This window comes from uncultured Alistipes sp. (assembly GCF_963931675.1).
Classification (GTDB): Bacteria; Bacteroidota; Bacteroidia; order Bacteroidales; family Rikenellaceae; genus Alistipes.
This window is the reverse complement of sequence record NZ_OZ007039.1, coordinates 15,317-41,834: the sequence shown is the minus strand read 5'-3', so window position 1 is coordinate 41,834 and position 26,518 is coordinate 15,317. Positions and strand designations below refer to the sequence as shown.

At 49.9% G+C, this 26,518-nt stretch carries 20 protein-coding genes and 2 pseudogenes; 8 read left to right on the top strand and 14 right to left on the bottom strand.

The window, feature by feature from the left end; all coding sequences use genetic code 11:
- Positions 1-137 precede the first annotated feature (137 nt).
- The 3 genes from ABGT65_RS00190 (at position 138) to ABGT65_RS00180 (ending at position 3,538) form a co-directional block, all read left to right on the top strand.
- Complete coding sequence (locus tag ABGT65_RS00190) at positions 138-359, top strand: hypothetical protein (RefSeq protein ID WP_346699189.1); 222 nt, start codon at positions 138-140, stop codon at positions 357-359.
- 462 nt (positions 360-821) lie between these two features.
- Positions 822-1,985: an IS256 family transposase gene (locus ABGT65_RS00185; protein WP_346699187.1), complete on the top strand. Its 1,164-nt coding sequence runs from the start codon at positions 822-824 to the stop codon at positions 1,983-1,985.
- 449 nt (positions 1,986-2,434) lie between these two features.
- Complete coding sequence (locus ABGT65_RS00180) at positions 2,435-3,538, top strand: IS4-like element ISBf13 family transposase (RefSeq protein ID WP_032528339.1); 1,104 nt, start codon at positions 2,435-2,437, stop codon at positions 3,536-3,538.
- Here the strand turns inward: ABGT65_RS00180 and ABGT65_RS00175 are convergent.
- On the bottom strand, positions 3,527-6,592 hold the full coding sequence (locus ABGT65_RS00175) for a P-loop NTPase fold protein (protein ID WP_346699185.1): 3,066 nt from the start codon (positions 6,590-6,592) through the stop codon (positions 3,527-3,529). The two genes, ABGT65_RS00180 and ABGT65_RS00175, sit on opposite strands and share 12 nt — an antisense overlap.
- A 577-nt stretch (positions 6,593-7,169) precedes the next feature.
- Here ABGT65_RS00175 and ABGT65_RS00170 point away from each other — a divergent pair.
- The 5 genes and pseudogenes from ABGT65_RS00170 (at position 7,170) to ABGT65_RS00150 (ending at position 13,120) form a co-directional block, all read left to right on the top strand.
- Positions 7,170-9,095 carry a ParB/RepB/Spo0J family partition protein gene (locus ABGT65_RS00170; RefSeq protein ID WP_346699183.1) on the top strand — a complete coding sequence of 642 codons (1,926 nt, stop codon included), beginning with the start codon at positions 7,170-7,172 and terminating at the stop codon, positions 9,093-9,095.
- Between the two features lie 76 nt (positions 9,096-9,171).
- Positions 9,172-10,164 (top strand): zincin-like metallopeptidase domain-containing protein, encoded by a 993-nt coding sequence (locus tag ABGT65_RS00165; protein WP_346699181.1) that lies wholly within the window; start codon positions 9,172-9,174, stop codon positions 10,162-10,164.
- A 64-nt stretch (positions 10,165-10,228) separates the two neighbouring features.
- Positions 10,229-10,837, top strand: coding sequence for a hypothetical protein (locus ABGT65_RS00160; RefSeq protein ID WP_346699179.1), 609 nt, complete (start codon positions 10,229-10,231; stop codon positions 10,835-10,837).
- Positions 10,838-10,927: 90 nt separating this feature from the next.
- Positions 10,928-11,827, top strand: a pseudogene (locus tag ABGT65_RS00155) (IS5 family transposase).
- 153 nt (positions 11,828-11,980) lie between these two features.
- The gene (locus ABGT65_RS00150) at positions 11,981-13,120 is read left to right on the top strand and encodes an IS481 family transposase (RefSeq protein ID WP_346699178.1); all 1,140 of its coding nucleotides are present in this window, start codon (positions 11,981-11,983) and stop codon (positions 13,118-13,120) included.
- Between the two features lie 80 nt (positions 13,121-13,200).
- Here ABGT65_RS00150 and ABGT65_RS00145 read toward each other — a convergent pair whose 3' ends face one another.
- The 13 genes and pseudogenes from ABGT65_RS00145 to ABGT65_RS00085 form a co-directional block, all read right to left on the bottom strand.
- Positions 13,201-14,268, bottom strand: coding sequence for a Fic family protein (locus ABGT65_RS00145; protein ID WP_346699176.1), 1,068 nt, complete (start codon positions 14,266-14,268; stop codon positions 13,201-13,203).
- Positions 14,269-14,516: 248 nt separating this feature from the next.
- A complete protein-coding gene (traN, locus tag ABGT65_RS00140; RefSeq protein WP_346699175.1) occupies positions 14,517-15,407 on the bottom strand; it encodes a conjugative transposon protein TraN in 891 nt (296 codons plus the stop codon).
- Positions 15,408-15,415: 8 nt separating this feature from the next.
- On the bottom strand, positions 15,416-16,618 hold the full coding sequence (gene traM / locus ABGT65_RS00135; RefSeq protein ID WP_346699173.1) for a conjugative transposon protein TraM: 1,203 nt from the start codon (positions 16,616-16,618) through the stop codon (positions 15,416-15,418).
- Between the two features lie 2 nt (positions 16,619-16,620).
- Positions 16,621-16,839: a hypothetical protein gene (locus tag ABGT65_RS00130; RefSeq protein ID WP_346699171.1), complete on the bottom strand. Its 219-nt coding sequence runs from the start codon at positions 16,837-16,839 to the stop codon at positions 16,621-16,623.
- Entirely contained in the window at positions 16,829-17,452 is a 624-nt protein-coding gene (gene traK / locus ABGT65_RS00125) for a conjugative transposon protein TraK (protein WP_346699169.1), read from the bottom strand. The genes ABGT65_RS00130 and traK overlap by 11 nt, the downstream gene beginning before the upstream one ends.
- A 380-nt stretch (positions 17,453-17,832) precedes the next feature.
- Positions 17,833-18,912: an IS110 family transposase gene (locus tag ABGT65_RS00120; protein WP_087309029.1), complete on the bottom strand. Its 1,080-nt coding sequence runs from the start codon at positions 18,910-18,912 to the stop codon at positions 17,833-17,835.
- A 115-nt stretch (positions 18,913-19,027) separates the two neighbouring features.
- Positions 19,028-20,083: a conjugative transposon protein TraJ gene (gene traJ / locus ABGT65_RS00115; RefSeq protein ID WP_346699167.1), complete on the bottom strand. Its 1,056-nt coding sequence runs from the start codon at positions 20,081-20,083 to the stop codon at positions 19,028-19,030.
- Between the two features lie 2 nt (positions 20,084-20,085).
- A complete protein-coding gene (locus tag ABGT65_RS00110) occupies positions 20,086-20,628 on the bottom strand; it encodes a conjugal transfer protein TraI (protein WP_346699166.1) in 543 nt (180 codons plus the stop codon).
- The gene (gene ltrA, locus ABGT65_RS00105) at positions 20,612-22,291 is read right to left on the bottom strand and encodes a group II intron reverse transcriptase/maturase (RefSeq protein WP_346699164.1); all 1,680 of its coding nucleotides are present in this window, start codon (positions 22,289-22,291) and stop codon (positions 20,612-20,614) included. Before ltrA ends, ABGT65_RS00110 begins: the two co-directional genes overlap by 17 nt.
- Before the next feature lie 631 nt (positions 22,292-22,922).
- Positions 22,923-23,120: pseudogene (locus ABGT65_RS00100) on the bottom strand (DUF4141 domain-containing protein); the annotation flags it as partial.
- 125 nt (positions 23,121-23,245) lie between these two features.
- Positions 23,246-23,698, bottom strand: a complete 453-nt coding sequence (locus ABGT65_RS00095; protein ID WP_346699162.1) for a hypothetical protein — start codon at positions 23,696-23,698, stop codon at positions 23,246-23,248.
- Positions 23,695-24,075 (bottom strand): hypothetical protein, encoded by a 381-nt coding sequence (locus tag ABGT65_RS00090; protein ID WP_346699161.1) that lies wholly within the window; start codon positions 24,073-24,075, stop codon positions 23,695-23,697. The genes ABGT65_RS00095 and ABGT65_RS00090 overlap by 4 nt, the downstream gene beginning before the upstream one ends.
- 225 nt (positions 24,076-24,300) lie before the next feature.
- Positions 24,301-26,124, bottom strand: a complete 1,824-nt coding sequence (locus ABGT65_RS00085; RefSeq protein WP_346699159.1) for a reverse transcriptase domain-containing protein — start codon at positions 26,122-26,124, stop codon at positions 24,301-24,303.
- Positions 26,125-26,518 lie beyond the last annotated feature (394 nt).

Genomic DNA, 26,518 nt, shown 5'->3' with positions numbered 1-26,518 from the left:
TCCACCCGTTCGGGTTGTATCGTCCGAAAAGGACTTCCGGTTTGTCCCGCCGCTGAATATCTGCCCGTGGCCGGCCCTTCCTTTTTTTGGACAGGCCGGTTCCAAAACCGTATGTCAAACCTCAAAATGAATTTGGTATGATTGACCTTCAGAAACACATTTGGGAAGGCTGGACCGTTGGCGATTTTGTTGAACGTTTGGCTCCCGAGTTGGATCGTATTATGTCGGGATGCAGCTGGCGCCGACCCTTTACCTCAAAGCAGGAACTTGCCGTCTGGTGCCGGGAGAATCAGCCCTATTACAAAAAACACATTCCGGGAGTTGTTGCCTATTTTGCCCGGAGGTATCGTTTACATTGATAGCAGCAGGAGATGATTTACTACCATCGCTTTTATGTTGAGAGCCTATATCCTGAGAACCGGCGGAGGATTCTCCGCTGCTTATTCAGTACTTTTAGCGTCTACTTGTGTGAAGCGACGCCTGCGGGTTATAAGGGGCGATTCTACACGCAGAACGTCCGCTTCCCGAAAGCGGCTTTCCGTGATTTGACGTTCAGCCTTCGAGGTGACCGCTCGTTATGTCTGTGGGTTATCTCATATGACCTGCACACGCTCTATCTTGAGCGGAATATTTATGTCTATGGAAAGTGGCACCATCAGTAGATTCTGTCCCTCCTCTTGTGATGTTTATTAATCCTGCCCTACTCCTTCCAGACACGCGATACTGTTCCAAATAGTGTGTCTGGGGAATAAATAAAAAAGTCTACAGATTTTTTAGATTTGTAGTGACGAACCAACAAAAACTAAAAAAGGAGTAGACTTATGGTATTGACAAAGGAACAACTTTCCGAATTAATATGCAAACATTCGGAGCGGGAAAATGGCCTTCAAGATCTGTTGGAGATCTTGTTGGAGAGTATGATGGTCTCGGAGCGCCGGGAATATCTCCGGGAAAACTCCGCATCGGGGAATAAATGCAACGGCTTCCGTCCGGGACATAGTTACGGTCATGGCCGTACGCTGACGTTCCGGATACCCCGAGATCGCTACGGGAACTTTCATCCCCGGATTCTGGCGATCCTGCGCCATCAGGAAGATGAATGCGAACGCCTTGCCGGAACACTTTACACGAAAGGTCTTACGCAGGAACAGGTCGGCGAGGTATTCCAGGATATCTATGGCGAGCACTACAGCAAGGCGAGCATTTCGCGAATGCTGGACTACCTCCGAGAAGATGTCTCGCAATGGCTCACGCGCTCTTTGGAGACGTATTACCCGATCGTCTTCATCGATTGCGTACACATGAAGATCCACCGCAAGCGGAGCGTGGAGACCGAAGCTTTCTATGTAGTGCTTGCCGTGCGTGAAGACAAACGGCGTGAAGTGCTGGGGATCTTCAACAAACCCACGGAGAGTGCCCTGGGCTGGGGCGAGATGCTCACAGAGCTGCAGGAACGAGGCGTTCGGAAGATCGGCCTGGTGTGTGCCGACGGGCTGAAGGGTCTGGAGGATGTCATCAGTGCGGTCTTTCCCGGGACGCCGCTGCAACGCTGCACGACGCATCTGAAACGCAATCTGCTGAGCTGCGTGCGCAACGGCGACAAGGGAGAGCTGGCCGAGGATCTGCGGCAGGTCTTCCGTACGGGAGACCGCAGCTATACGGTGGAGAGAGCTTGGGAACAATGGCAGGCGCTCTGTGAGAAATGGGGTCAGGATTATCGCAGTTTTCGACGACGGGCGGAGGATCCGACCTACAAAGCCTACTTCACCTATCTGAATTACGAGGCAAGGATTCAGTCGATGATCTACACGACGAACTGGATCGAGCGTCTGCAGAAAGATTTTCGACGGGTTACACGCATGCGGGGAGCCATGCCCAGCGAGGAGTCGGTACTGCTGCTGATGGGTAAAACGGCCATGGATAAGAAATCCTACCTGAGACCGGTGCCGCGGATCGACTTGGACCGGGAATTATTCCCCGAGTGAAGACTATAACACAAAAATTAGATCCACACGCCGCGGCGTGTGGATCTAAAAACAAGAATTGTTATATTTGCATATCTGAAGAATCTGAAGGCTCCTTCTCAGACACACTTTTTGAAACACTACCAGACACGCTTTTTGTAACAGTATTACTAGTAATAGAAACAATGAATTCGATGACAAATAGCTTGTCATCGAATTCATTTTAGTTAAACATTGATGTGGATTCATATTAATTTAGTCCCCTAATATTTTTGCCACATCTTCTTTAGACCATGATTTTCTTAACTGAATTTTGAAATCATCAATATTATCAGTCGAATTTATGAGTTTTTTTTTAGTAGATGACAAAATATAAATTATGTTGTTATATGCCTAATTATTAGTTGTTTATATTTGCAAAAGTCCCTAAGAATCAGTATCTTTAAAGAAAAGTTTGCCCGCTTTTTCGTATGAAGACAACTGACTTTAAGGACTTGGGCAAAGTTAACCAAATCCTTCCGATGATGCAAGAACATTTTGGGAAATCGATGAATCTGGCCCGCATAAAGTTTATGGCTTTCATGCTCCATGCCCTGTGTGTAGTACAGACCGTAAGCCTCCATAAACTCGCGGCGGCAATGCCAACCTCTGTTGAAAGGGACTCCAACCTTCGCCGCATTCAAAGATTCATAGCCAAGTACGCCCTCAACTTTGACCTTGTGGCGCAGATGATATACTCTCTGCTTCCCGTCAAGACAGGGCTGGTGCTGAGCATGGACCGTACAAACTGGAAGTTCGGTGATTTCAACATCAACATCCTCATGCTCGGCGTGGCATACAAGGGGATTGCATTCCCATTGATGTTCAGCCTTCTGCCTAAGAAAGGGAACTCCAATTGGAAGGAACGCAAGGCAATCGTTGAACGATTTGTCCGGCTGTTCGGCTCCGAATGCATCGACTCTCTTGTTGCCGACCGGGAGTTTGTCGGCAAGGATTGGATCGGTTGGCTCAACCGCAATCATATACGATATTATATCCGGATCCGGCAGAATTTCTGGCTTGTCAAGCCTTCCACAGGGGAAAGAATCCGTGCATGGTGGCTCTTCAATTCCCTGAAAGTGGGGCAGGAAAGATTTTATTACAAGCTTTTCCTGCACAAAGGTGAGTACGTTTATCTTGCCGGAAGCCGAATCAAGAACTCCGACGGTGTGCCTGAACTTCAGATCCTCATCTGCTTCAAACGCCCGGAAAAGGGTGTCGACACTTATAAAAGGCGATGGGAGATCGAGACCGCATTCCGGGCTATGAAATCCTCCGGATTCAATATCGAAGACACGCATTTGCGCGACACAGAGCGGATTGCAAGACTTCTGGCAATGGTTTGTATTGCTCTTGTATGGGCGTATCTCGTTGGGGAACATAAAGATGAAAACGTAAAGCCTATAAAGACATTGAAACATGGACGTAAAGCCAAATCTTTAGTAAAGTACGGCTTGGAGGAAATCTCCAACGTGCTTTTTCGACCAATTTATGTCCCGAAATTTGATGTATTCAAATTTTTGTCATGTACTTAGGAGTTTTTTATAAAAATCCGCGTTTTGCATAATTATATCTTTTGCTTTTTCATCCTGGATGATAGGTTTTATTATTTTATCAATGACATCTGCTACTCTATCATTAAGCCTACCGTATTTTCTAAGATTGGGTTCGAGAATTTTAAATCTGCTTATATCCATTTTTATTTTACCATTACAATAGACATCACGAATCTCAGAAAACTTGTGAGTTAATTTGGATCCATCAATATTGCTTATAATTTTGGCTGTATAATCATTTACGGAAATATTGCCATTTGCTATCCGTTCACACACTAATCCCCCAAAATTGTTAATAATATTAGGTATAGGCTTCATACAATCATTCTCAATGAGGGCATTAATAATACAGTGACAGTAATCTCCTGAATAATTCCCGATTGTATCAATTAAATTAGACTCCGTTTTAGAAAGGATAAGAATCTTTATAGTAGTTTGGTTAATCAACTTGGTTAAGTTATTATTAATAGATGCTGTTATCTTGTAAAAATTGGCATCTGGAATAAAGTTTGTTAATTGGGACAAATTGGTGATTTTATTGTGTATTTCATCCTCAAAATTCCAATCATTAAAGAATCCAATAAGTTCTTCATCTGATACTTTGTATCGAGATTTGAGATCAGTATATTTAGGCATTAATTTAAATATATCTAAGGAATCTCCTATATGATGTTTGATCATATACGATACCACCTTATTTAAGGTGTTGTTGTTCCACGAAATATTGTTGTATATTAGGTCACTATTGTCTATGTAATATACAATATTCTCAGCGATGGCGGAAATCATTGGGTCTTCTTTTACTGCGATACCTCCATTTTGTGCTAAACAAATAGATACAGCATCAATGTAACCATCATTGAGTGTTGTTTTATTTGCATTTTCAAGATTGGTGCGTAGTGTATTTATAAAACTAAGTGAAGGTAATTTCTCAAGAGGGGGATTGGAGTTAAACAAACAACGATAAGTGTTGAAAATCTGTCCTGCATTATTCACATCAATTAATTCATTTATAATGGCAGACTTTATTGTTTCTTTAAGTAAGCTAAAATCACAAAATGAAGATTCGCTTAAAATATTTACAACCTCAAAGTATTTAAATTCATTAGTCTTAATCTCTGATAGATATTTGTCTAATAAATCAGGTTTAATTTGCAGGTTATAATCTCGATACGTTTCTTTGGCCTCTTTTACTGCGTCAATGAAAACTTCGGCGGATACTTCTTTTGATGATAATTTAACATACTTAGCAATGCCATCTATTGCTTTGAGTTGATTAATACAGTGCACATATTTTGACCCAGAGAATTCTTTAGAAACTCTCCAAGAATAGCAAAGTTTATCAACTATTTCTTTCTTCGTGTTGTCACTTACATGTATTAAGAGGATTTTGTAAACATTCGTAAATTCCAGTGTAGATACTGGCAGCTTCTTCTGTAAGGAAGCTAGGTTCTCCCATATTTCGTTAATAGTTGTATTATTTTTAACTAGACCATTCAGAACTTCAATCATGGCTGTTAGTTTTGCAGTATCAGTATTGGCATAAACCTCTGTTAATATAGCATCAAAGTTTTCATCAGTTTCTGCATATTCATTGATATTATATCCTTCCAACTTATCTATGCAATTGTTTATATATCCAGTTAATGGAATTTGTTTTGCATTTGCTATGTCGACGCCATAGGCTAGAGCCGAGATCTCAGCTTTAAGCTTCTCATCATTTGGTATAATGTTTGATGCTAAACCTAAATACTCTCCACTTAATATTTGTTTTATTTCATTATTTTCTTTGTGTATAGCATCTTTATATAGTTGATATATAGCCATGCTTACAATGCTTACATCGTCATGTCTGACTTTATAGAGAGATACAAGTCGATTGATAAAGATTATTATATCTCGGATGTTTGCCTCATTGTGTTGTAATCTGTATAACCGATTAATTATATTTTCATCCTTATTCTGAGTATTACCAAATGCTTCTTCGAATAGTTTTCTGAAAATTCCTTTGTAATCAGTTATTACAGGTTTGGGGACAGTAAAAGTAACAGGGAAGGTTTTGTTGACAAAATATTGGACTAACTCAAGTGCTTTAGTTGCATCATCACCAAAAGCACATGAAAGATGTGTAATATCATATGGTATTATTACCCAAATGTTTTCAAACCCAGTTTCCGCAAAGAAAGTGTGAATGGAGGACCATAATTGTTTTACTTTTTCTGCAGGCAGTCTATCCATATTGTCAAAAATAATGACAAGTTTTCTGCATTTTTCAGGATTTAAATTGTCTGAAACATCTTGCATCCATTTCTTGAATTCAACAACTGATGGTTCTTCTTCACTAATGACTTGGTATTCTGTCTCTTTTTTTTCTTTATCATTATATACAGCAAGTATGTAGCTGAGATTCCTATAATTAGGATTATTCAAAGCTGCTATACCCCATACAATAAAAGTAATTGTTATGGGTATTAATGCTATAATAATGGATAATGCCCAACCACACTTATCTGCCAGCAAAGCACCTGCAAGAGAGGCTATGCTGGTGAGTATGGTTGTAATAGTACCTGCAATTACCCCATTGCTTAAACGCGGATATGATAAAGTTGTAGATTCTGTCTTTCGAGCTAAAAGCAGTTTTAATTTTTGGGGCCAAGTAACGGATCTTGTGCCTCCTTCTTTCGTTGAGATTGTAGTATGGCCGATAAGTATCTTGTCGTTAACCAATTTATCAGTAAGTTGCTCTAATAATGACCTGCGTTGCAAATCTTCTTGATTACCCCATGCATCGTATTCGAAAAAGAAGTAGTCGGAATTATCCTCCTGTAAATGTTTTTCGATAAGTTTTACAACATTTGATTTACCAGCGCCCCAAACACCTTCTATGCCGATTATTCTAGGTAAACAATCATCTTTTGGTAAAGAATCGTTGTCTTTAATATGCTTAGCTATTGCTTTTGATAAAGCTTCTTGTGAAGCTCCATCAAATTTATCTACGCCTTGAGGCTTGTCTTGTATAAATTTAGGATACATGGTATTGTCATTTAAGTAAGTTTAGTCTTAAATTTTAGACATCTTTATTATTTAAAATGGCTAATAATCAGATTAAGATGTCGGGTATTTTACATTTTATTTGTTATGTTTACTAATTAAGGGCTCACGGAGGCGGAATTTTCTATACAAATGTAGCAAACATGCATTAAAACTTTATCGTATTATGTATAATAAATTATTTTAATAGGGGAAATGGTTCCAGCTCAAAATAAAATGTCATAGGTGGGTTATTTTCTTCCCGGTTGCCGTCGGGGAAGATAGTCATGCGGAAGGCCGTGGGCGGCTCGCCGTCCTCGGACGAAAAATCATCCTCGCCGAGGCTGCGGTATTTTTCGCCGCTCCGACGTCGCCGCATGACTGTGTCTCTTCCCGAGGCAACCGACCGCGTCGGGAATAAGTCCTCATAACATAATTATTCATTGACTATGCAGTCTTCTGAGATTGTATGGTCCTAAAACGTGAGACACACGGTAAAAACTGTTTGATGTTATGCAGACTTCCAAAGGAAGAACCAAAAACGAAGAAGAGCCGGGTCAAAGTATTGAAAGCCGCCACTTTGAATCCGAATCCCGACGTGCAGGAATTGCCGCAGGCTGCCTCCAATTCCGGGACCGCGGAACAGCAATCCGCTCCGGCCGTCCAGTTACTGGATTTGAACAAGATTGTCAGCAGCACCTACAATCCCCGCAAGGATTTCCGCTCGGAGACCTTGCAAGAGCTCGCCGACAGCATCCGCCAGGTCGGGGTTTTGCAACCGATCTGCGTCCGGCCCAAAGATGAAGGTTTCGAAATTGTCTACGGCGAACGACGCTATTGGGCAGCAGCGATGGCGGGGCTGAAATTCATTCCGGCCCTTGTTAGGGAGTTGTCGGATGCCGAAGCCGAGGATGCTGCCATTACGGAGAACCTTCAGCGCGAGGATGTTACACCCCGCGAGGAGGCTGCGGCCTACAAACGGGCGCTGGAATCGGGCCGTCATACGATCGAGAGCCTGGTCGGGAAGTTCGGGAAATCCGAGGCCTACATCCGCTCCCGACTGAAACTCTGTGATCTGATCGACGCCCTCGCCGAGCAGCTCGACCGGGAGGAGATTTCGGTTGGCGTCGCCACCGAGATTGCGAAATACGATGCGGAGGTTCAGCAGGAGGTCTACGAAGAGCATTTCTCGGACGGCTGCCGCCTGTCGTGGAAGAATGCCCGGATCAAGGAGATTGCCCGGCGGCTCTACGACCGCTACATGACCCGCCTGGACACCTACCGCTTCGACAAGGCAGAATGCCACACCTGCCACCACAATACGGCCAACCAGATCCTCTTCAAGGATGAATGTGCGGAGGGCTGCGCGGGCTGCCAGAACCGGAGTTGCATGATGCGCAAGAATGATGAATACCTCGTGCAGAAGGCCCTGCAACTGTTGAAGGCAGATCCGCGGACGGTCCTTGCCACGGTGGGGGATACCCCCGATTCGGTAATCGAGCATCTTGAAGAGGAGGGATACCGGATCGAAGAGTTGGATTACTACCTCGATTACTACGATACGGCTCCCGAGATGCCCGAAGCTCCCCAGGCGGAGTGCTACTCGTCGGAAGAAAACTATGCGGAAGCCGTGAAGCGCTACGAAGCAGCGTTGGCCCGGTTTACGGAGCAGACCCGGCAACTCGAATTCGACGTTACGGAAGGACGAGTCCGCAAATATGCCGTCATCGGCATGTTTGATGTGGAGATTCGTTATGAGGATGTCCCGGAGGAGGAGCGGGAGGTCGCGGTCGAGGATGCCGCAGGGGAACGGACGGTTTACGTCACGATGGTCCCCGCCTCTCCGATGGAGAGTCTGCTGCGGCAGGACCACCGAAACCGGCAGCTTTGCTACGAGCATATCACCGCCGACATGAAGACGCTGTTCCGCGAATCGAAGGTCTCGGGCAACCCGCTGACCGAAGAGGAGCACCAGATGTTCTACTACGCCGTGATCCGACACATGGCGGACGACCGACTTCGGCAGTGCGGCATCGAGCCTCAAAATCAGTGGCGCGTTACCGAGGAGGAGCGTTTCGCGGCCGCCGGACAACTGACACCCGAACAGCGGGCGGCAATGATCCGCATCTTCCTGCTCGACTTCTTCCGCACGACGGCCCGGGATTACAATTGTACGGACGAGGAGGTGGATACGCGCCTGATGTGCCGGTTCGCCGATCTGAATTTCGAGGCTCAAAGCCGGACTCTGCAGGAGAAGTACCTGGCAACCTACGAAAGACGCCGGACGAAGCTGCAGGAGCAAATCGACGACCTGAAGGCGCAGGAAGAGGCCCGGGCCCTTGCCGAATCCCGGGAATCGAGCACAGGGGCAACTCCCGAGGAACTTCCCGAGGAGCCGGAACCAATACCGGACACGGAGATTCCGACCTCGCCGACCGAGCCGCTGATTATCCCGGCCGATCCGGAGTTCGGCCCGAACGAGACAGCAGAATCCCAGGCTGCTTAATCCAAGTAAAACCGACGGAGCAATCAAACGATTGCTCCGTCTTTCATTTCCAACCTGTTTCCAATCCCATCCAGCCATGAAAAACCAGAATCTGATAGATGCCATAGCACCCCGACTGACGGAGCTGATGATCCAGCGTATCGAACACCTCGAAACCGACTGGCAGAAACCGTGGATCACGGACCTCGCACACGGTCTTCCCCGCAACCTGCGCGGCACGCCCTACCGGGCCGGGAACATCCTGATGCTGCTCTTTCTCTCGGGGATAGCGGGCTACCAAACGCCGATCTTTATGACCTTCCGGCAGGCCAAGGAGGAGGGGCTGAATATCCTCAAGGGCTCCCTGTCGTTCCCGGTCTACTTCTGGAAGATCTGCATCCGCCACAAGGAGACCCGCCGCAAGATCGACCTCGAGGAGTATCGCCAGCTTCCGAAGGAGGCCCGCAAACAGTACGAGGTCATTCCCATCATACGCTACTATTCGGTCTTCAACCTCGACCAAACGGATATGCAAGAGAAGCAACCGGAACGCTATGCGGCGCTGACGGTCCGCGCCGAACGGAAGGATTACTCCGACGGCATGGTCTGCGAGCCGATTGACCGGATGATTGAGCAACAATCGTGGCTCTGCCCGATTGAACTTCGTTACGGCGACCGTGCCTACTACACACGTTTGCACGATCGGGTCGTTTGTCCGCTCAAGGAGCAGTTCCCGAAGGGAGAAGCCTTCTACGGGACGCTGCTGCACGAGATCGCCCACAGCACGGGCCATGCCGAGCGTCTGAACCGCACGATGGGGAGCAGCTTTGGCGACGAAGAGTATGCCCGCGAAGAGTTGGTTGCGGAGCTGACCTCGGCGTTGTGCGGTGCCATGGCAGGCTTTGCCACGACGCCCCGCGAGGAGAATGCCGCCTATCTCAAAGAGTGGCTTACGCAATTGCGCCGGGAGCCTGCCTACCTGTTCGATATTCTGGTCGATGTCAACCGGGCCGCCCGGATGATCTTCGACCATCTGGAACCCGGATCTGACGAGATCGCGGACGAGGAGACCGAAGTTCCGGCTGCATAAATTCTTGTTGTCATTTGTTGAACCATGCCGCAGTCTTCGGGCTGCGGCTTAACTTTTTCAAGTCATGAAAACCATCCATCCAATCTATGATGTCTACTTCCGCATCGAAGCGGGCTATAATGACGGCCGTATGCCGCACGAACAGCACAACCGGTTCTACACGGAGATCTGCGCGCTCTTCTCTCGTGCAGGTTTTATGATTTTGGAGAATCCGCCGGGTTGTCCCTCCTTCCAGTTGGGAACGACTTGCCTCTACTGCCACCCAATGGAGCTCTCCGGTCCGGTCGAGGAGCCTCATATTGCCCTTGTTGAAAGAGTCCTGCGACAAGGAACCTCGTTTCAATATCAGACGACGGACCGTTACGACCGACTCTATGACTTTACCGTTGAGGAGGAGTTGGCCTACTACCGGCAACACTATTCCGAGCAACTTTTTCTTGAAGCCTTCCGTACCTCGGATCCTTCGAAATACCACCTTCGGGACGAGGTTCTCGAGGAACTAGTGCGGCAACTGATGGTACACACTGTTCGCGCACCGCTGGGCTGTTCGTTCGATTCGCCGTGCGTGCACATCGTCCGGGAGACCTACGCCTCGCTGGTCCAACGGGGCCTGCTGATCGAGATCCAGCGCCGGAAACCTTATGGAACCATGACTTATTGTCGAACCAGATAATAAATCACGCTATGAAAATTATGTGTGAGGAGTATTTTGATGATATTGAAGTGATTTAAACTTATTTCATTCTCTTAAAATTGCATCAAAATGTTAAAGCACAGCATACAAATAGAATTATTCCTTATATTATGGGTGCCCAAACTCATATATAGTGAAAGTCCTATGTACACTGAGCTCGACAAAGATACGATAAAAAATGAGATATTGCCTCATCTTTCGAAGGCAAAACGTGGTTATGTCACTCAAAGTTGCCTAATAGAGGTTGTAAACGCCATCTTGTACAAGTTGAAGACCGGTTGTCAATGGGCATTCCTTCCTGTGGAAGCGCTGTTTAGCGGCAAGGTACTGAGCCATGGTGCCGTATATCATCATTACAACAAATGGAGCAAGTCGGGCGAGTGGAAATCCATGTGGGTCAGGTTGCTTGACAAACACCGCAATGAGTTGGACATGTCCGGCGTGGATTTGGACGGGAGCCACACGGCTGCACTCCGTGGCGGTGAAGAAGTCGGATAGCAAGGGCGGAAGAAACGGAAGACGACCAACGCACTCTACCTAACAGACAGGCAAGGACTTCCGATTGCCATGTCTTCTCCGAAATCCGGCGAACACCATGACGTACATGACATAGAAAAGGTCATTGGTGACATGTTCAACGACCTTGAGAAATCCCATATTCGGGTTGACGGCCTTTTCCTCAATGCCGATGCCGGATTCGATTGCGATGCCTTACGTGGTTTCCTGTGTGAAAAAGAGATCATCGCAAACATCTGCATCAATAAACGGAGAGAAAATGCCGATGACATCTTTGTTGATGATGAACTGTATGCTGAAAGGTATTCCATCGAACGGACCAACGCTTGGATGGACAGTTTCAGGACTCTATTGAACCGGTTTGATACAACTGTTGCCAACTGGACATCTTGGAATTACCTGGCATTCGCGGTCTTGTTACTAAAGAAAATTTCACGAAAACAAAAAGTTTAAATCACTTCATTGTTCCAAAAGTGTGTCTGGGGGATAAATAAAAAAGTCTACAGATTTTTTAGATTTGTAGACTAGTAACTTGAATTAGTCAAGACTTAATCTGACAGTTACGCATAAAAAGAGTAGATTTGTAACATAAAAGCAGATTAAGTTATGACCACATCAGAAAAAGTCATCAAGAACAAACTGGGACTGCTTGAGCTGTCCCAACAGTTGGGAAACGTGTCACGAGCCTGCAAGATTATGGGATACAGCCGTGACAGTTTTTATCGTTTCAAGGAACTGTACGAGCAGGGCGGAGAACTGGCCCTGCAGGAGATTTCCCGTAAAAAGCCGGTGATAAAGAACCGCGTGGAGGAGCGCATAGAGCAGGCTGTAGTGCAGATGGCCATAGCCAACCCGGCTTTGGGACAAGTACGCGTATCCAACGAGCTGCGCAAGAAAGGCATACTCGTATCTCCCGGAGGAGTGCGCTCCATCTGGCTCAGGCATGACATGGAGACCTTCCAGAAACGCCTGAAGGCACTTTCGACCAAGGTGGAGCAGGAAGGCATCGTGCTTGACGAGAACCAGGTGGCCGCGCTGGAAAAAGCCAAGGCGGAGAAACAGGCACACGGGGAAATAGAGACTTATTATCCAGGCTTCCTTGTGGCGCAGGACACCTATTATGTAGGGTATATCAAAGGCGTGGGGCACATTTACCAGCAGACGGTCATCGACACCTATTCCAAAATCGGATTCGCCAAACTTTACGACAGGAAGAACGCGCTCGTGGCGGCGGACATGCTCAATGACAGGGTGGTTCCGTTCTTCGAGCAGCATGACCTGAAACTGATGAGGATGCTCACGGACAGGGGAACCGAATACTGCGGAAACAGGGAAACACATGAATACGAACTGTATCTGGCCATCGAGGACATAGACCATTCCAAGATCAAGGCCAAGAGCCCGCAGACAAACGGCATCTGTGAACGCTTCAACAGGACTGTCCAGAACGAATTCTACGCCATCGCTTTCAGGAAGAAGATATACACCTCGATAGAACAACTGCAGGCAGACCTTGACACTTGGATGAACTCCTATAACACGCAAAGGACGCACTCCGGGAAATACTGTTTCGGGAAAACACCCATGCAGACTTTCCTCGAAGGAATGGAGGTGGCAAGGAGATATCAATTGCAGGATGCAGGGAAAATACAACCTGATGAGCAGGTTATTGGCTCACCAGGTTGTGAGAGTGAGAATAGTTGCGTATCTTCGCAGATGGCATCGGACACTTTTTTTGCCCGATAGTATAGAAAATGTCAGAACAAGTCTTGACTATTACAAGTAACTTTTAGAAATTAATCCGTTGCAAAAACGTTTATTCTGAATTATTGTGTTACAAATACTCTCCAGCTTCCTTCCTTCTCGCCACGCTCCACATATTTTTTGGAAATCAACTGATCCAGCAGTTTCTGTATAGCCGTCACACTAATACCTGTTTTCTCTTTCATGTCTGCCAATGTTAATGTTGGCTGTGTTCGCATAGCGTTCAGAATTTTCGTATAATTGGGTGTTCGGAAGGCAATCCGTTCCCCATCATACCACCATACATTTTCATTTTGCTCGCTTACAAACAATACATCATTATATATTTCCGTAGCTACCAGATCATTGAAATATTTCAAAAAAGGGTGGATGTCCTTGATGTCTGCATGGGCTCCATCACTGGGGACAGGGCCAACCTCCATATCAGTTTGGTGTAAAGCGTCTAAATACTCACTTTTTTTACGACTGCGTACTACAATCATCGGATAGTCATGGCGAGTCAGAATGTAGTTCACCATCAGTCGTGCAATACGACCGTTGCCGTCCTCGAATGGATGAATGCGTATATAACGATAGTGAAACAGCGCGGCCAACTCTACTGGAGATAATTTCCCCTCTTTCTCCGCGGCATTATACCAATCCACCAGATCTCCCATTAATCCAGGAGTCTCCTCGGGTGAAGCATATTCGAATCTGTCCCCATACCGTGTAATAACACTGTTCGGTCGTGTCTTATACTGGCCGGCATGAATTACATAACTTGTTTGCATGCCGCCAGGCAAATTACGATAAACAGTATAATCTTCTCGTAATATGGTTTTATGTAATGTCCGGATAAAATTCTGTGTCAATGGCACTCCCTTCACCGCAGCTTCTTCCGTCATCATTCGCAGGCCTACGTTACTTGCGGTCATTTCTTGTACGTCACGCACGTCTGCCTCCCCAATCACTTTGCCGAAAAGCAGCAGAATTTCTGTCTGTCCATAAGTTAACGTGTTACCTTCAATGTGGTTGCTGTTGTAATTGAAATCCACTGTAAAACGTCGGCTAAGTCGTTCTCTATCCTTTTCCGAAAGTGGCTGCAAATTCTGCCATGCAGCAAGAGCCTTTTTTATGTTAAGATATTTCATACGGACATCTATTTCCCATCAATATTACAAAGATAACATAATTTCTAGAAAAGGTTGTATGTATATAACCTTTTCGCTTGTTTTTAGAATGTATTTTGAAAATTTTGTCCATCTAAATATGGTTCACACGATGTTCGCGAGTAGGAATAAGTTGTTCCATATTTGTTGAATGGATATAAAAATAGCAAGTAAGTCGCTAATTCCCTTAACGGCTTACTTGCTACAAGGTTTATTATTTCTTGCAATCCTTACAGAGCCTTCGCTCCGAGCAGCTCCTTGCTCGAAATTTCGAGATATTGGTGGCGAGCCCCGTCCTTCTCGGCGATCTCCAACAGGAGCATCTTGTCCTCCTCGAGAGTCAGTTTCGGGAGGGTGAAAACGATGCGTTGGCGCTGGTGTCCGCGCACGATCGAGAGGTCGTTGCAGACCCGCAGCGGTTCGATGATGCGCTGTTGTTGAGCCGTGCGTTTGGCCGCCTTGCGGTCCGCGACGACAAAGCGGCGATAGTCCACCTCGAAGGAGATGTTCGTGTTGTTGGCAATCTGCACATGGAGGTAGATCACGTCGTTGTGGACGTAGATACCCCGCACCTCGACCTCTACGCCGTATTTTCGGGTGTGGATACCCTTTACATCCGCGCGGTTCTGGCGGTATATGTCGCTCAACACGCGTTTTACCGTGGCAGGGCGTTCCCGCCCCACCTCGCGGAGCAGCACGCGCCCCTCGTCCGTACGGGCAGGTTCCGAGGCTGACGCGGGCTGTGTCGTCGGACTCTCCGCGGCCGCAATCTCGATGGTCGACGGGAAGGGGTTCTCGGCATACCGGGCATCGAAGGTGTAGAACCCGCCGTCCTCGGTAATTACCGTGAGGTTGGTCTCCTCCGCAAAGTCGCGCACGGCGGCCTTCACCCGCACGACATTCTCCGCGCCGTCGGCTTTCCCGGCGATGATGGCCATCGAGCCGATGTCGATGTAGGTTACGGGCGCCGGGAAGAGGATATGCAAGGTCTTCGTGAATCCCACTTCGATGGTGCGGGGCGTGAGCTCCTGTCGGGACGTGGTCCCCTCATTTTGGGCCATGACTTTGGCCGCGGCAAAAAGAGCGGACAGAAGAGTCAGATAAATGAGGTCTCGTTTCATGGTGTTGTTTAGTTTTCTTTGGAGATTAACAGCATCTGGTGGTTGGCCTTGAGGGTGATGCGTACCTCGCGGAGCTTCTCGGAGAGGTATCGGGAGGATGCCTGAATTCCGCCCCGTGCCAGCTCTGCGAGGACCTGTTGCCCGGCCGAATGGGTGATGTTCACGCTCGTCCCGGCCGTCTGTCCCACGGATGCCAGCGCCTCCTTGAGGGCTGTCCGCTCACGGGAGTTAGGGACGTTGATTCCCGGCTGGCCGTCGAGATCATACGCCTCGGCCTGCACCTGGAAGATGCGCCCCCGGTATTCGATGGAGGTTACCGTCACCCGCAGCCGGTCGCTCGTTACGGAGACGGCGCCGTAGAGCGGCGTATTGCGGGGGATCACCTCGCCGTCGATGCGTACCGGTTCCAGCAGCCGGAGAGCGATTGTCGAGCCTACACGCACGACCTGCGTCTGCGCAACGCAGGCCCGGATGGTCGGAGCCGTATCTACCGGAAGAACACCCGCGGCCGTCAGAAACCCGATGTTGCGTTCCCGCGCGGAGTCGATCCGCGGATTGAGGGTCGAGGCCCGGACATCGCCCTCGCGGACGGGACGCATGACGCTGAAACGTCCCGGGGATTTCATACCGTCGGCCTCGCTTGAAACCCCGGTCCCACCTCCGAGGTAGCGCTGTGCGAGGCGGTACTGCTCCTCGGTCACCTCCATCGGGTCGGGCTGCTGCCGTTCGATGTCGAGTTGCTGCTGCAGGGAGGCCACCTGCTCGCGGAGCTCTTCGACCTCGGCATTGCGCGGCGGCGCGGCGTAGAATTGCCGGGCCTGCTGCTGCATGGCACGGTTCGCCTCGGCAGCCCGGCGCACGGGATCCTCGGCCGGAGACTGCGGTTCCGTGTTGCGAAGCTCTTCATCGAGCAGCGAGAAGGAGTTGTCCCCGAGGGTCATCATCCGGTTGCGGGACTGCTCCTCGCTGGCCACGCGCTCCGCGGCCTTGCGCTTGTCACCCTCGATCTTCGGGGTCTTGCCGTCGGGCAGCGTGGTGTTGATTCCTGCCTGCCCCTCGCCGATCGTGGGTGCGGGCTTGAAGAGGAGCCAGATGAACGCGATGACCAGACAACTCCCGACTGCGGCCACCAGGATGACTTTTCTTTTTCGCTGACGCTCGAATGCCGTAGCGGAGTCGGGCGTCGGTGTGTTTTTTTGTCGCTCTTCCATGGTTATCGGAATTTCAGATTTTCCAAAGAGGGAGGCGCCATCCTCCCGAAGTCGAATCGCGGAGCCGGGCCGAAGAGCAGCAGCTCGTAGAGCCCGACCAGCAGCAGAAACATCCCCAGGAGGATGCACCGCCGGGTTCGGGGCGAGAGCCGGTCGTGCCAGCGCCGGATGCGCCGGCGCAGCCAGCGCACGCGGCTTTGGATAAGTGCTTTAACGGTCATAGGTCTGCAGATCCTTATTTTCAACAATCATCAGATCCTCGACCAGAAACCCCTGCGGGTTGTTGTCCGAGCGGGAGACGTTGACCAGCCGGCAGGTCGTGACGAGCGACCGCTCGGTGATCGTGTTCTCACGCATGATGCGCTGCCGGGCGTAGGTCGTGGCTTCGTAGGGATAGCGGTCGAAGTTGCAGCGGATGCTGTCCACATGGACCATTTGCGAGACATTGGCGGCAATCAGTCGGTTGAAGAATCCCTTCTCCTGCAGGAGCTTGTAGTAGGACAGGGCACTCTTGTCGGCCATCTGCAGGGCCCGCACCATGTTCGACTCGATGGCCGCCTTGTCGGGCGAGAGCGAGAAGAAGAGTTCGTGGAAGCGGCGTACATGCTCGCGGGCCTCGACGGGACGGTTCTGGGCAAGGTCCTGCGAGAGGGCGACCATGAGCGAGCGCCCGTTGTCGAGGACGTAGATCTTCTCGCGCTGCCGCTCGGCAAAGGCATACGAGAGGCAGACGGCCGTGATGGTCACCACGGCGCAGATCCCGGCGAAGATGAGCGCATAGAGGCGCAACTGCCGGAAGGAGGTTTCGATGTTCAGCAATGATTTGAATTCCATGATGCGATTTTCCAGTTACAATCCAAATAAATTTGGATCAAAGTTTTTGGTTAGATTTGTTTTTATTTCATTAACAACATATTGCGTTTCTTGAAGATCTTCCCGGCCAAAGGTCAAGGCACAAGTGACTCCGCCGGCCTCTGATCGAGCCGGTGCGGAGACACTTCGTGCTTAACACCTTTGGCCCTTTCGAAAGCCGAGATTTCAGAACCCGTAAAAAACCTTCGGTAAACAGACTTTCCACAGCGGTCAGCACGCTGCCGCATGTTCCTGTATTAGTTTACAAAGGCCAGAGGAGCAAACTATTTTAAGCGGACGTTAACGCCGCAAACATCATGTAGTATTCTCTCTGGGAAAATCCGTTTACCGGAAGGGTTTCTCTATGACATGACACTATTGACATAATCAGTCTGGTGCTTGAGTACGAAGTATAATCTGTTGACCAGTTTGCGAGCGACCTTTACGATGGCCTTGCTCTTTGGCATTCGCTTGCACTGTTCAGTAAAAAACAGGTTCATCGCAGGGTCTTGACGTACCGCCACCCATGCGGCCTCTATCAGGTTACAGCGCATGACGGCGTTTCTTCGCACGGTAATGTCTCCTGTCCCATCTTTCTCTCCACTGGAATGGCACATCGGGATCATCCCGATATAGGCGGCCAGTTGTTCGGCATTGCGGAAACGGGCAATGTCGCATATCTCCGAAAGAAATGCCATTCCCGTAGCCTGTCCGAACCCCGGAACGGTCATAATCAACCGCAGCGGTTCGCGAAACCGGTCCGTCTTGGCCAATGTCCGCAAAGCCCGTGTCATCTCCAACTTCTGGCGGCGTAGCTCCTCCAGATGCCGGATTTGAATGTCGAGGGCCTGACGCCCGCTCGGTGTGAGGGTTTCAACCTCCTTCAACCAGGCAATAAAACGTTTTGACCAGTTGGAGAACGGTTCGAGGAACTCTTGTGGAATCCCAATGCCCAGATACCGCAATTGGGACTTGATCCGGTTCTTCTGACGCGTCGTGTCTTTTGTTATCGAGTTCTTCAATCTTATCAAGGAACGCATCTCCAACGATGCGCTGTCCGGCGTGTAAATGCCTTTCAGTTCGTTGGCTCGTAAACTCCGCGCCAGCTTGCTGCTATCCACGGCGTCACTCTTACGAAGCTTTTCACTGCTCTTGGTCGGAACATCCCCCGGATTGACCACGATGTTGTCAATCCCTAATGCCGTCAGCCGTTCGTGTATCCAGAACCCGCAGAAGCCGGCTTCGTATACCGAATGATATTCGGCTCCCGGATAACTCCGCGCCAGAAATCCGTGCAATGCTTCCGGACTCGGATGCTGACTAAACTTCTTCAGCACGGAGGTCTCCGACAAGACCGTAACCGACCAACTCTTCAAATGGACATCGATCCCTATATAAATCTTTTGTCCTCTGAAACTAATTTCGTTTCTTTGTCCTCTCATGGCTATCGCTATTTTAGTTAGTTAAGGTTTGGCTGCTTTAATCTAACCAAAATCTCGATAGCTTTTTTCTTCTATCCGCTATCGGTGCGGTCTACTCGGATCGTAAACATAGGAACTATTTTTTGATAATCAGGCGAGCTGCGGTTGCCAGCCCCTTTCCGACGCCACCTACCGTACTTTTGGTCCCGGCCCAAACCTTCCCGGTGATCCATCCGGCACCGCCGCTCACGAGCGACGTAGCGCGCGAGGTGGTCTTGTTGTAGGAGGAGAAGCCGTTGGCCTGCACGACCCACGAGGCGATCGAGGGTATGCAGAGATAGCCGCAGATGGCCACGAGGATGAAGATCAGATTGATGCTGTTCGACATGTCGAAATACCAGTTGTAGTCCTGCGCCATCATTTCGGCGTCGTGCTGCAGCGAGAGGGTTTGCAGCCGGGCGATGATGGCCGAGAAGAGGTCCGAGATGGGAAGCCACAGGTAGATGGAGATGTACTTGGAGAACCACTGCACCAGGGTATTCTGAAATCCGTCGAAGATCGAGATGGCGAAGGCGATGGGCCCGAGCAGCGAGAGGACGATCAGGTAGAAGGTCCGCAGCACGTCGAGAATCACGCCCGCGGCGGCGAAGAAGAGCTCCATGATCGTGGTAAGGGCCTTCAGGATCATCCCCTTGAAGCTCCACGACTTCCGCTCGCTCTGCATCCGGTCGAGGGACTGCTGCGACTGCTCGTCGATGCCCAGGGCCTGCAACTCGCGCTCCTTCTCTTCATCCTCGGTGTAGTAGCTCTCTGCCGGAAGCCGCTCGCGGCTCTCCTGTTCGAGGCGTGCACACTCCTGCCGCCACTCCTGCATGTCAAAGGTTTGGCCTACCATCAGCGAGTGGGTGGCCTGCACCAGAGGAGAGAGGATTCCGTTGAGCGACCCGAGCACAAGGGTCGGAAAGAACATGATGCAGATGCCGATCGCCATAGGGCGCAGCAGCGGGAAGAGGTCGATGGGTTCGGCCCGGGCCATCGCCTGCCAGATGCGGCAGGCGATGTAGACCAGGGCCCCGATTCCGGCTATGGCCGTGGCAACTTTGGCCATCGGATAGCAGAGAACCATCATGTCGTCGTAGAGAACGCGGAGAATCGTGTGGATGTTCTCCGAAATGGAGAGTGCCTGTACCATCGCTACCAGTATCGTTGTTCGTCGGTTCCGTAAAGAGCCATCACGCGGTCGAGGTCGTTGCGCCGGGTGCCGCGCAGCAGCGAGATGGAGATGTTCTTGCGCGTGTAGTAGCGGGCCAGATCCCGATGGTGGCGCAGCACGCCGTAGACCCGTTCCACCACGTCGATACGGTCCTTGTCCGTCAGCGACATGTCCGTGGGGTTGACAATATCCTGCAGCTCCTTGAGTTCCCCGGCCGACTCCTCGATGATCCGGGCATATCCCGTGGCGATGGCGGCCAGTTCCGCGGCCGAAAAATTGTCATCGACCACCATGCGCTGATAGCCGTTGACGTAGATGTCGGAGATCTCCCCGACGAGCAACATGCACTGCTGGACCTTGCGGGCCGAGCGGACGAGGTTGTTGACCGCCTTCAGTGCGTCGTAATATTTCTTGTCGAGTAGGTCGGCATCCTTGCGGATGCTTTCCCCTCTAAGAACCGTACATGATACTTTCGCATCATACGGCTCAAGCAACTCAAAGTTTCTGTTATGAAACCGGCTCATATTCTTCTTTGTTAAAGGGTTTGACATTAAACCTGCCGCAGTGGTTATGCACAAGCGTTCGCTCGGCATGTCCGTTTACCGTTTTCTCGGCAACCCTCCAAGGGGTATTCCGGGTTATGGGTTCCCCGCAGCAGGGACATCTGCGCTGTTGGCGTTTCCAGATTCGGACAATCGTGTTTCTGCCTCTCGCAGACTGGAGCATCAAGCGGGTTTCCCGCCTCTCGAAATACTCCCGCCATTCCGGATCATAGGGATTGGCATCGCATTTCAGCTTTGCATAACGGGTAATTTTAGTATCCGTCAGCCACTTGATCGGGAACAGTTCCATTCTGCCCTCCTTGTCGAAAGGTGCGGCAAAAACCCATGTCCTGCCCCGGTGTCTGTGGAAATACTTTTCGACTACCCACCATTTCCCTTTCGCCGGATGTCGCCGGAGCGACCATTGCAAAAGTTTCTGGTAGACGTGGAAGTCCATCTTCTGGAAAATCCTGCCTGACACGACGTGTTGGTAATAGTTCGCCCACCCGGTTATGACCGGATTAAGAAGCCTGATGAGTGATTCCTGCGGGATTGCTTTGTGAGAATTGACGATCTCATTTACTTTCTGCTGGAATCTCTTTTGGCTCTCTTTAGACGGCATAATGAGGAGCTTGCCCTTGTACTTCCGAATATTGAAGCCCAAAAAGTCAAAGCCATCTTCAATGTGAGTTATCTTCGTCTTCTCTTCTGACAGGGTAAGCCCCCGGGCTTGAAGAAACTCTTTGATCATCGGCATGACCTCCTGTTCCAACATATCCCTACGTTGAGCGGTGACGATGAAGTCATCTGCGTAGCGGATAAGATGCACTTTCGGATAATACGTTCTTCGGGGCCCATACAAATCAATTCTCTGAAATCTGGTTTCGAGCATTGCTTGCAGGCCGTCAAGCGTCATGTTCGCAAGAGTCGGCGATATGATACCTCCCTGGGGAGTACCCTCTTCGGTGGGAAAGAGCTGTTTGTTGAATACAAAACCGCTTTTAAGCCATTTCCGGAGCATCACTTTATCCATCGGGATATTGTTGAGCAGCCATTCATGGCTGATGTGGTCGAAGCATCCTTTAATGTCGCCCTCCAGAACCCACTGCGGCGATGATTCTTTGGACAGATTGATGTAGCATTGATGGATGGCATCACCCGTGCACCTCTCTTTGCGGAATCCGTAGGAATGGTTGTCCGCAGTAGTTTCTGCTACGGGGTCTAATGCCATGAGATACAATGCCTGCATGGCTCTGTCTTTCATCGTGGGTATTCCCAACGGGCGTAATTTCCCGTTGCTCTTGCGAATGTTTACCCGTTTCAAAGGCATAGGCCTGTAATCCCGCCTTCTCAACACACGAATGGCATTCGCCTTGGCAGCAGGAGTAGACCATAATACCTTGTCCACTCCCGATGTATTCTTCCCTTTGTTGGAAGTCACCCGTTTCACAGCCAGAGCTTTGGCCGTGAACGAGTGGGTCAGCAGCCACTGCAAGGATTTGACCTTGCCGTAGCGACCTTCCTTTTGAGCCTTTACAATACGTGCTTGCAGCTTTCTAACCTCCCGGTCGCATTTGTCCCAGTCGATATTCTCCCAGTGCGGCTGTCGGTCAGTAGGTGCACACGATCTTTTCATCTCGTTCATTTGCTTTCCTCCTTTAAAAAGTTCAACAAGTTCCTTGTAAAGAGTTACCTAATGCGGAAGTCTGCCCGGTTTCCCGTGGAGTAACATTGAAACTCCTATCCATTCCATTACAGAAGGGCATTCGCTTTTTCCGCAATCCTATACCCGCACCCCATTCGGTTTGCCTTGCGGCTCACTTACCTGTCCTTAAACAGGAGAGATACGGGCTTACCACGTTTTACATAAATGACATCGAATGACTTAGGCTCTGTCTATACACCGGCAGCGCTTGTGTCCGTGTAACCCCACAAGGTTCGAGGTTATCCGGCTGCTTACCTTTTGGTTCAAGCCTTATAGCATCTTTAGCTTGTTTCATACCTTACGATGCGTCAATGACAGTTCACTTACGTTAGCCATATCACTCAGCCTCGCTCCCTAACCGCCTGATGCTGGCGATAATTGCGTCTGCCTCACGGCTTCCGCTTTCCTTGCGGCGGGCTACTTTGTCCGGGCGGCTTCGTACAAAACAATTGCTTGTAATGCACGCGCCCGTAGGCTACTGCTGACGGAACAGCAGGTTTAAACTCCGGCTTCCATACACGATGGACTATCCTCTGTTAAACAGTCATTTATGTAACTTTTCGTGTCACACCCCTTGCTCGTAGATCTTTACGGTCTCTTGAAAACTTTGCAGAAGGGTCGATCCGTTGCGGGCCGCTTCGACGATCTGTTTGGTGGAGTTGATGATTCCCTGTGCGAGGTTCGTAGGGTCCGTGACGACCCATTGTGCCTGCGCAGCCCGGGCTGTCAGGAGCAGCCCGAGGCAGAGCAGAATGATGCGTGGTTTCATGGTTCGGTCGTTTTTTGAGGGTGGTTCAATGTCTCAATTTGCGGGGCATAGCTTCGGAGGGCTGCATCACTGCGGGGTACTCCCGGCTGCAGGGCGAAAGAGCCCCTCGAATACTTCGCGCCACTTCATGCCTCGGGTTCATGATCTGTGAAACACTCCTCGGAAATGCTCTCCTGCTCCGCACGCCGGCAGGCCCGCTCCTCCGCGACAAAGCGTCCGTAGCAGCCCAGCAGCAGCGTGTCGCTCTCGGGGTCGAGCTCGATGGGGTTCATGTCGCGGGGGTCGTCGCGACTGTCGAAGAGCAGCGAGCGCCGCTCGGTCGTGATGACGGTATCCTGCACCAGCCGCCGGTAGCAGAGCGTGTTGTCGAAGATCAGCATCCGGTAGGTTCGGGTGCAGATGCGGCGGATCGAGGCCGAGAGGTTGTTCTCCGTCGAGAGCCACGATCCGCAGATGCGGTCACAGGCGATCTCCTCCTGCAATGAGGTGATGAGCCGCACAAGCCGGGTGCGCTGTCGGATTTCGGCCCGCAGCGCCGTGAGCGCCTCCGCGGGGGTGATGTTTGGGGTACTACTCATGGTAAGTTGTTTTGAAGGTTGGATAAATCGCGTTTGAAAATACCTCCCGGAATGACCAGCAGCAGGTTGGAGCCGGGGGTGTGGAAGAGGTCGACACGCGCACGGCCGTAAGTCTCGTAATGGATACACGAGGCATACTTCAGCGGGTGCATTTCAAAGGATTCACGACCCGTCCGCGAATCGTGGCGATGGATGCGGATCCAGAATCCATCGTCCCGATGGTCGATTTCGAGCCGGGTGTCATTCCGTGTCGAACGCCACTCGCCGCACAGCGGGCGGATCTTGTGGTATTCGAAATCGTAGAAGAGCCGGAATCCGCCGAGCAGGAACAGCAACGCCAGCAGCAGCCCGACGCAGTTCCAAAGGATCTGTTTCATGGCTGGGATTTTTGGTTTTCCCGCTCGCGGGCCAGCGCGCGGATGGCTGCCTGGATGTCACCGCCGAGCTTCTCGGCCCGGGCCATCACCTCCATCTTCTCCCGCTCCTCGGTGGTGTAGCAGTAGGCTAAGTACCCAGCGCCTTGTCATATTTCTATGATAGGTTTCCGGGCACTCGCCCCCGAACCGGACTTACAAGTCTCCCTGTATCCGGCTCTCCACTAACTAATTCAGTCTGATCCGTCGGTCAGGGTCTATCTTTGCATGACACTTTGAGCAGACCGCCAGCGTCTTCCGGCGCCGGGCGATCATTCTCTTCTCCCAATCGGACTTACCTGTCAGGTCTTTAAGTTTGCGGACGTGGTGCATTTCGAGTTTATCCGTAGCACCGCATAATTCGCAGACTTGGAGTTTCAGCCTTTCCATCAGGCTATTACGACCACCAGTTATTGTAACTGTCCGCGGGATAGTGTCGCATGAGGTAGCCCCTGCATTTTTTTTGCGTTTGAAGCCTTCGTGATAGAATGATTGGTAGAGCATTTTACCCTTCTTGTTCTCATATGCCACTTTGAACGTCCCTCCCTTTTTATACTTGGTCAGGATTTTCTTAACAGACGACTTGTACTTTCTTGCGAAAGTCTTGTACATACTGTATGACATGATGTGATAGAAAGAGTTGATGGCCGGGCTGTTATTGGCTATCGAGTAGTAGTTGTAGAATCCCCGGATTTCGGCGTTGAACTGACTGACTATTTCCAGGTCGTCCAAATCGATCATGTACGTTCTGACGATGGATTTCCATACCTCTTTGCCGTTCACGACCGCTATTCTTGCGGCCTTGTAGTCAAAGAGTTTCTTTCGCATTGTTTCAAAATTCAGATACAAGACCGGGACGTGTCCGAACGCCCTGACCGTTCTGCCGTTTTTATCCTTGCGTAAATCATTGCTCCTACGGATAAAAATGTCGAATCCGAGGAACTTGGCGGGTTTCTGTGCGCTGGTTATCAGTGTCTTTTCATCTGACAGTTCCAGTTTAAGAGCCTCTTTTAAATAGTTTTTAATGTCCTCTTTTACCGTTTTGCAGTCTTCCAGACTACCGATTATTCCAATCAGAAAGTCATCTGCGTACCGAACGTATTTTATGCGTCTGATACTGCTGTCCATTTCATTACGCGCGGGAAACTTGTTCCTTTCTTCCCGTAGCCGCTTGATTTCAGCGGTCATCTGTTCTCTTACCTTTTCATCTTTCTCATTTTTCAGCTTCTTAGCCAGCCGGTATCTCCGCTGCTCGTAGAGCTTGTACTGAGCGTTGCCTTTCCGTATCTCCCCCTTGTTGAACCGGTTGATATACTCACGGATGTACTTGTCGAGTTTGTCGAGGTAGATATTCGCCAGTATTGGACTGACAATACCGCCCTGCGGCGTGCCGCTGTACGTTCTGTGAAATACCCAATCTTCGACGTAACCGGCGTTCAGGATTTTGCGGATAAGCCGTAGAAATCTCTCGTCGGCGATGCGTTCCCGCAGGATGCTTATCAACACATCATGGTCGATGTTGTCGTAGAACCCTTTGATGTCGCCCTCAATGAACCATTTCACGGCCGAGAATGACTTCTGTATGCTGATAAGTGCGGTATGGCAACTACGCCCGGGCCGAAACCCGTGCGAGGTATGCTCAAAACTGCCCTCGTAGATAGCTTCCAATATCATTCTAACCACTTCCTGCACCAATTTGTCGTTGAATGAGGGGATGCCAAGCGGGCGTTTTTTCCCGTTTTTCTTCGGGATGTACGCCCTTTTGGACGGAGCTGGCTGATAAGTCTCATTTTTAAGGCTATCAACCAGTTGCTTAATGCGGTCGATGCTCATTCCGTCGATGGTTTGCCCATCGGCTCCTGCCGTCATGTTGCCCGCCTTGCTGTAAATACGCTGGTAAGCAGCATAGAACATTTCTTCATTAAACAGCACTCTGTACAGCCGCTCAAACTTGTAGCTTGAGTCCTTGCTGTGTTTAGACAGACTGTTTAACACATTCTCTGGATTTCTCATGTCTCACACATTTTCCGTTAAATTGTTAAACTTAATTAGCTGCTTCCCTTCGCCATGTACAGGGCGTTACCCTGCTCAGACTACTATGGAAGCTCCGTTGCCATGCCGGATATTCATAGGTCTACACCTAATAGCCTTGCGGCGTTCCGGTTTAGGCAATCCCCGTTTAGGAACTTGACAACTGTTTGGCGCGATAGATTGTCGGATACGACTTTCGTCCTTTACTGCTTATGGCAGTTGCCCTGCGGTCAGTTTATGCTACATCCGCTATCTGTCATCGGTGTAGTACCGCAGTGTGACGTATATAACTATCTTCCGTCACCGCCCAAGGATACGACTGCTCGGACTATCGTTCAACCAATGCAGGCTTTATCCTTATATCTATCTTTTTAAC

Coding starts and splice junctions, on each gene's coding strand:
- traJ (WP_346699167.1), bottom strand. CDS start 20,083: ATGGTACAGGCACTCTCCATTTCGGAGAACATCCACACGATTCTCCGC.
- ABGT65_RS00190 (WP_346699189.1), top strand. CDS start 138: ATGATTGACCTTCAGAAACACATTTGGGAAGGCTGGACCGTTGGCGAT.
- traM (WP_346699173.1), bottom strand. CDS start 16,618: ATGGAAGAGCGACAAAAAAACACACCGACGCCCGACTCCGCTACGGCA.
- traN (WP_346699175.1), bottom strand. CDS start 15,407: ATGAAACGAGACCTCATTTATCTGACTCTTCTGTCCGCTCTTTTTGCC.
- ABGT65_RS00110 (WP_346699166.1), bottom strand. CDS start 20,628: ATGAGCCGGTTTCATAACAGAAACTTTGAGTTGCTTGAGCCGTATGAT.
- ABGT65_RS00130 (WP_346699171.1), bottom strand. CDS start 16,839: ATGACCGTTAAAGCACTTATCCAAAGCCGCGTGCGCTGGCTGCGCCGG.
- ABGT65_RS00165 (WP_346699181.1), top strand. CDS start 9,172: ATGAAAAACCAGAATCTGATAGATGCCATAGCACCCCGACTGACGGAG.
- ltrA (WP_346699164.1), bottom strand. CDS start 22,291: ATGAACGAGATGAAAAGATCGTGTGCACCTACTGACCGACAGCCGCAC.
- ABGT65_RS00095 (WP_346699162.1), bottom strand. CDS start 23,698: ATGAGTAGTACCCCAAACATCACCCCCGCGGAGGCGCTCACGGCGCTG.
- ABGT65_RS00090 (WP_346699161.1), bottom strand. CDS start 24,075: ATGAAACAGATCCTTTGGAACTGCGTCGGGCTGCTGCTGGCGTTGCTG.
- ABGT65_RS00085 (WP_346699159.1), bottom strand. CDS start 26,124: ATGAGAAATCCAGAGAATGTGTTAAACAGTCTGTCTAAACACAGCAAG.
- ABGT65_RS00145 (WP_346699176.1), bottom strand. CDS start 14,268: ATGAAATATCTTAACATAAAAAAGGCTCTTGCTGCATGGCAGAATTTG.
- ABGT65_RS00150 (WP_346699178.1), top strand. CDS start 11,981: ATGACCACATCAGAAAAAGTCATCAAGAACAAACTGGGACTGCTTGAG.
- ABGT65_RS00160 (WP_346699179.1), top strand. CDS start 10,229: ATGAAAACCATCCATCCAATCTATGATGTCTACTTCCGCATCGAAGCG.
- ABGT65_RS00175 (WP_346699185.1), bottom strand. CDS start 6,592: ATGTATCCTAAATTTATACAAGACAAGCCTCAAGGCGTAGATAAATTT.
- ABGT65_RS00185 (WP_346699187.1), top strand. CDS start 822: ATGGTATTGACAAAGGAACAACTTTCCGAATTAATATGCAAACATTCG.
- ABGT65_RS00120 (WP_087309029.1), bottom strand. CDS start 18,912: ATGAGAGGACAAAGAAACGAAATTAGTTTCAGAGGACAAAAGATTTAT.
- traK (WP_346699169.1), bottom strand. CDS start 17,452: ATGGAATTCAAATCATTGCTGAACATCGAAACCTCCTTCCGGCAGTTG.
- ABGT65_RS00180 (WP_032528339.1), top strand. CDS start 2,435: ATGAAGACAACTGACTTTAAGGACTTGGGCAAAGTTAACCAAATCCTT.